The sequence below is a fragment of the Streptomyces palmae genome (genome assembly GCF_004684805.1).
Taxonomy (GTDB): domain Bacteria; phylum Actinomycetota; class Actinomycetes; order Streptomycetales; family Streptomycetaceae; genus Streptomyces; species Streptomyces palmae.
On record NZ_SRID01000424.1, the window covers coordinates 1 to 5,553 of the forward strand.

At 76.1% G+C, this 5,553-nt stretch carries 4 protein-coding genes and 1 pseudogene; 2 read left to right on the plus strand and 3 right to left on the minus strand.

The annotated features are described in order from the left end of the window. The coding region (locus E4099_RS28280) for a DUF5682 family protein (RefSeq protein ID WP_245245253.1) at window positions 1-487 on the minus strand (487 nt) is incomplete at its 3' end. Then, the gene (locus tag E4099_RS28285) at window positions 484-1,620 is read right to left on the minus strand and encodes an ATP-binding protein (RefSeq protein WP_135341970.1); all 1,137 of its coding nucleotides are present in this window, start codon (window positions 1,618-1,620) and stop codon (window positions 484-486) included. The genes E4099_RS28280 and E4099_RS28285, both read right to left, overlap by 4 nt. 137 nt (window positions 1,621-1,757) lie before the next feature. On the opposite strand from E4099_RS28285, the gene E4099_RS28290 reads away from it, so the two are divergent. Together E4099_RS28290 and E4099_RS28295 are read left to right on the plus strand one after the other, a co-directional pair. Further along, window positions 1,758-3,152, plus strand: a complete 1,395-nt coding sequence (locus tag E4099_RS28290) for an SWIM zinc finger family protein (RefSeq protein ID WP_135341971.1) — start codon at window positions 1,758-1,760, stop codon at window positions 3,150-3,152. A gap of 203 nt (window positions 3,153-3,355) precedes the next feature. After that, the gene (locus tag E4099_RS28295) at window positions 3,356-5,296 is read left to right on the plus strand and encodes a DUF5691 domain-containing protein (RefSeq protein WP_425348281.1); all 1,941 of its coding nucleotides are present in this window, start codon (window positions 3,356-3,358) and stop codon (window positions 5,294-5,296) included. Window positions 5,297-5,428: 132 nt separating this feature from the next. Here the strand turns inward: E4099_RS28295 and E4099_RS35290 are convergent. Then, a pseudogene (locus E4099_RS35290) lies at window positions 5,429-5,553 on the minus strand (TetR family transcriptional regulator); the annotation flags it as partial.

Below are 5,553 nucleotides of genomic sequence, written 5' to 3' on the forward strand. Positions count from 1 at the left end.
CCACCCGGGCCTGGGCCGGCCCCCGTCCCTCGCGCCGCGCCTCCTCTCCGGCCCGCTCGCCCTGCCGGCCCTGCCGCTCCCCCGCCCCGGCCCGGCGCTCGCCCGGCTGCCGCTCCTCCTCGGCGGCGAGGGCCAGTGAGTGGGCGGCGGGGAGGTCGACGAAGCGCACGGGTACGTCCGCGGCGAGCGCCCATCGGATCGCCACCCACTCCGGGGAGAAGTCGGCCAGCGGCCAGAACGCGGCCCGCCCCGGGTCGTCCGCGGCGTGTGCCAGCAGCGCCACCGGCGGGCGCATGCCCTCCTCCGCGGCGAGGCCGACCAACGCGTCGCCCTCCGGCGGCCCTTCGATCAGCACCGCGCTCGGCCGGACCGCGTCGAGTGCCGCCCGGACCGCACGGGCCGAGCCGGGGCCGTGGTGCCGAATCCCTAGGAACACCGGCCCCGCCACGGCGGGTGGCGCCCCGGACCGCTCGGGCTCGGTCGTCATGCGGCCACCTCCCGGCAGGCGCGGTAGAAGTCCTTCCAGCCCTCGCGCTCGCGGACCACGGCCTCCAGGTACTCCTGCCAGACGACCTGGTCCGCCGCCGGGTCGCGGACCACCGCGCCGAGGATGCCGGCGGCCACGTCGGAGGCCCGCAGCACGCCGTCCCCGAAGTGGGCGGCCAGCGCCAACCCGCCGGTGACCACGGAGATCGCCTCGGCGGTGGAGAGCGTGCCGGAAGGCGACTTCAGCTTGGTGCGGCCGTCCTCGGTGACGCCCTCGCGCAACTCGCGGAAGACGGTGACCACCCGGCGGATCTCCTCGATGCCGTCCGGTGCCGCCGGCAGGTCCAGCGAGCGGCCTATCTGGGAGACCCGCCGGGTGACGATGTCCACCTCGGCCTCCGGGGTGGCGGGCAGCGGCAGCACCACGGTGTTGAACCGACGGCGCAGGGCGCTGGAGAGTTCGTTGACCCCGCGGTCGCGGTCGTTGGCCGTGGCGATCAGGTTGAAGCCCCGCACCGCCTGGACCTCCTCGCCCAACTCCGGGATCGGCAGGGTCTTCTCCGACAGCACGGTGATCAGGGTGTCCTGCACATCGGCGGGGATCCGGGTCAGCTCCTCGACCCGCGCCGTCATGCCCCGGGCCATCGCCCGCATCACCGGACTGGGCACCAGCGCCTCCCGGCTGGGGCCGTGGGCGAGCAGTCGGGCGTAGTCCCAGCCGTACCGGATGGCCTCCTCCGGGGTGCCGGCGGTGCCCTGCACCAGCAGGGTGGAATCGCCGCTGACCGCCGCCGCCAGGTGCTCGGAGACCCAGGTCTTGGCGGTGCCCGGAACCCCGAGCAGCAGCAGCGCGCGGTCGGTGGCCAGGGTGGAGACGGCGACCTCCACGATCCGCCGCGGGCCCACGTACTTGGGGGTGATCACGGTGCCGTCCGGCAGCGTGCCGCCGAGCAGATAGGTGGCGACCGCCCAGGGCGAGAGGCGCCAGCGCTCCGGACGCGGGCGGTCGTCGGCCGCCGCGAGCGCCGCCAGCTCCTCCGCGAAGGCGTCCTCGGCGTGCGGCCGCAGCGCCTGCGGCCCCGGCCGCGCGCCGCTCGTCCGATCGGTGGTGACATCGGGTCCGGGCACAGTCATGTCAGCTCCCCCAACTCGCACTCAGTGCGTCTCCGGATGCTGGAACCACCTTGCACCCGACCACTGACAGTCCCTCTCGGCATCTGTGTCTCCGCAGGTCACAGCGATTGTCAGTGGCGCCTCCTAGCGTTTGTGACATGAATCCGCAGGGGGAACGTTGGACGGCGGAACAGGTGCTGGCACTGGCTCCTGACACCGCATCACGCATAGCGGGTGGCGAGCTCGGCACGGCGGGTCCGTGGTCGGGGACGGGCAGCGACGCCCAGAGTGTGTGGGGGTTGTGCCAAGGGGGCGGCAGCGCCCCGTACCAGACCGTCGTGGACCTGGAGGGGGCCGGCGGTCCGGGGTACCGGTGTGGTTGCCGGAGTCGGAGGTCTCCGTGCGAACACGCCCTGGGCCTGCTGCTGCTGTGGGCCGGCGAAACGGGAGAGGGGAGCGTACCGAAGGCGGCGGCTCCGCCGGAGTGGGCCGGGGAGTGGCTGGCCGCGCGGCGGAGTTCGGCCACCGCGCCGGGCGTCGCGGAGGGTGCCGAGACGGCAGACGGCACGGCTGCCGCGGCGGGGGCCGACCCGGTGGCCGCCCGGCGCCGGGCGGAGCAGCGCGCGGCGCGTATCGAGGGGGGCGCGAGCGAGTTGGAGCAGCGGTTGACCGACCTGCTGCGGGACGGCCTGGCCTCGGCCGATGACGACTCACACGCCGGGTTCACCGTCTGGGGGGAGACGGCGGCCCGCATGGTCGACGCGCAGGCGCCGGGGCTGGCGGCCCGGGTGCGCGAGCTGGCGTCGGTGCGGGCCTCCGGGCCCGGCTGGCCGGGCCGGATGCTGGAGGAGTGCGCGCTGACCCATCTGCTCAGCCAGGGCTTCCTCCACAGGGAGGAGTTGCCGGAGGGGTTGGCCGCCACCACCCGTTCCCGGGTGGGCATCCCGGTCGGCACGGCCGGGCTGCTGGCCTCGGGGCCGGCCGTGCGGGACCACTGGTCGGTGCTCGGCCGCCAGGACAGTGAGGAGGGCAGGTTGACCGCCCGCCGGACCTGGCTGCGCGGCCGGCGCACCGGGCGGATGGCGCTGCTGCTCTCGTTCGGCGCGGCCGGGCGGGCCCCCGAGCCGGCCCTGCCCACCGGTCTGGTGCTCGACGCGGACCTGGTCTACTACCCGTCGGCCCGTCCGCTGCGGGCGGTGCTGGGCACCCGTTACGGGCGGCCCGCGCCGGAGTCGGAGGCGACCGCGCCACCCGGGACGGGGATAGCGGAGGCGCTGGCGGACTACGGCGAGGCGCTGCGCGACGATCCCTGGCTGGACGCCTGGCCCACCGTTCTCTCCGGTGTCACGCCGATACCGGGGCAGGGTGGCTGGCAGTTGGCCGACGCCCGGACCGGCACCGCGGTCCCGGTGGACCCGCGCTGCCTCCAGCGCACCAACCTCTGGCAGCTCACGGCGGTCTCCGGGGGCGGTCCGGTGACCGTCTTCGGGGAGTGCGGGCACCGCGGCTTCGCCCCGATCACCACCTGGGACCCGCACCCCGTTCCGCTCTGAGCCACCGCCCTCCGGCAGCCGACCGCCCCGGACCGACCCGTACGACCGACCGACCCGTACGAAGGGACGCCGTGACCAGGACCACGACGACCACGACCACCACCGCAGGCCCTCCGGCCGGGGACGGCACGGCCGGCACGACGGCGCCCGAGAACGGGATCGGTTCCGCGGGAGGAACCAAGACGGTGCCTGAGGGAGGGGCCATGGCGGAAGCCGGAAGCGGGGGGCCCGAAGGGGGAGCAGAGACGGCGCCCGGAGGCGGGGCCGTGCCCGAGGCCGATGCGTGGGGGGATCTGCTCGCCGCGGCGCTCCTGGGCACGGAGCGCCGCAGGCCACCGGTGACCGTCCGGCCCGGGCAGGATCCCGCGGCCGCGCTGCTGGACGCCGCCGCGCTGAGCACGGTCGCGCGCCGGGCGGGGGTGCGCCCGGCCGCCGCCTGGCCGCTGCCGGCCCCCGCACCGGCCGACCCGCGCCCGGCGCTGCCCGCCGCCGCACGCCGCCGGCTGGGGTTGCTGCTGGCGGACCGCGTCGGCCAGGGGCCGTCCGGGCCGCGTGCCGCCCCGGACCTCACCGAGTTGCTGCCGCAGTGGCTGGCCATGGCCAACGGGCACGGCTACCGCGCCCCGGACGCTCTGCTGCCCGCACTGCTGGACGCGGCGCGGGCGCGCACCGACCTGCGTCCCGACGCGCTCGCCCTGGCCGGGCCGCGGGGGCTGTGGCTGGCCCGGCTGAACGCGGAGTGGAAGTTCGCGCTGCGCGGCGGTCCGGGCCGGGGCACCGGCGGGCTGTCCGAGTCGGCCACCCCCGAGGAGGTGGCGAAGCTGTGGGAGGAGGGCCTGTTCGCGGAACGGGTGTCCCTGTTGTCGATGGTGCGGCACCGGGACCCCGCGGCCGGGCTCGCGCTGCTCGCCGGCACCTGGGCGACGGAGCGCGCGGAGGATCGGCTGATGTTCCTGGACTCGCTGCGCGACAACCTGTCGCCCGGGGACGAGCCGTTCCTGGAGCAGGCGCTGGCCGACCGCAGCCGCAACGTACGGGCCACCGCGGCCGAGTTGCTGTCCGCGCTGCCCTGTTCGGCGCTGGCGCGACGGATGGCCGAGCGGTCGCGAGCCCATGTGCGGCTGGAGGATCCGGCCGGGGGCGCCGGCGCGCCGCGGATCGTGGTGCGGGCGCCGGAGGAGTGCGACAGCGCGATGCAGCGGGACGGGGTGGTCCCCAAACCGCCCTCCGGCCGAGGCGAGAAGGCCTGGTGGCTGGGGCAGTTGGTGGAGTCCACCCCGCTGGAGTGCTGGACCGAGTGGTTCGGTGGGCGGGGCGCCGCGGCCGTGGTGGCGCTACCGGTCGCCGACGGTTGGCAGCCCGATCTGCACGCGGCCTGGTGCCGGGCGGCGGTCCGGCAGCGGAACACCGCCTGGTCGCGGGCGCTGCTCGGCTCCCCGGCGGCGCCGCTCAGCACCCCGCCGATCGCCGGGGAGGCCGCGCTGGCGGCGGCCGTGACGGCGTCCTGGCGGGATCCGGCGAAGCTGCTGTCCGCCCTCCCGCCGGAGGAACGGGCCGGTTGGGTGGCGGAGTTCATCGCCGCACACGGGCTGTCGGACGCGTTCCGGCTGCTGGGGGTGTGTGCCGTCCCGTGGTCCGAGCCGCTGGGTCGGGCGGTGGTGGACGCGTTGGACATCGCCCGGGACGCGGGCAGCTACCCCTGGAGCTTCAGCGGGGTGATGGGGCTCGCCGAGCGGTGCCTGGACCCGGCGCAGGCGGACCGGCTGGAGGTGCTGACCGCGGTATCGGACGAGCCGGAGGACGGTTCGCCGGGTGCCGTGGGCTACTGGTCCGAATCCTTCCAGCGGCTGGTCGGCACCCTGCGGCTGCGGGCCGTCATGCGCGACGAACTGAACGGCGCCGGGGAGACACCGTCCAACTCGCCGGAGACCCCGACTTCGGCACCCCCGCCAGACCCGGCTCCACCAACCGCACCACAACCGGCGGCCGACCCGACCGCAGCCCGCACCCCCCACCAGACCACCCCGCCGGAGTCACACCCACCAACCGCACCGCAACCAACAGCCGACCCCACCGCACCCCGTACTCCGGGCCTGGCGGAACCCAGGCCCGCGGCCCGTACACCACCCCGCATGCCGGAGTAGTGCTCCACGCGTGGATCGCGAGCTGACGCGGCGGCATCCACGGGGAATCGGCTGACGAGGAGGATGCTGGCCGGGCACATCGGCGCGGTCCGGATCCCCTGTTCGTTCAGCGGATGCCCCGGGCGGGGCGGCTCACGGCCGGGTGCCTCGCTCGGCGGCGTCGAACGCGGGGGCGAGTGGGGCCAGCGCCGCGCGGAGTTGGGCGGGCAGTGAGCCGGAGGGCACGACCAGCCCTCCGGTGCCGAGCCCCCCGGCGG

What these genes read in the sequence shown, in the direction of transcription:
- E4099_RS28290 (WP_135341971.1), top strand. Translation starts at nt 1,758, where the DNA reads ATGAATCCGCAGGGGGAACGTTGGACGGCGGAACAGGTGCTGGCACTG.
- E4099_RS28295 (WP_425348281.1), top strand. Translation starts at nt 3,356, where the DNA reads ATGGCGGAAGCCGGAAGCGGGGGGCCCGAAGGGGGAGCAGAGACGGCG.
- E4099_RS28285 (WP_135341970.1), bottom strand. Translation starts at nt 1,620, where the DNA reads ATGACTGTGCCCGGACCCGATGTCACCACCGATCGGACGAGCGGCGCG.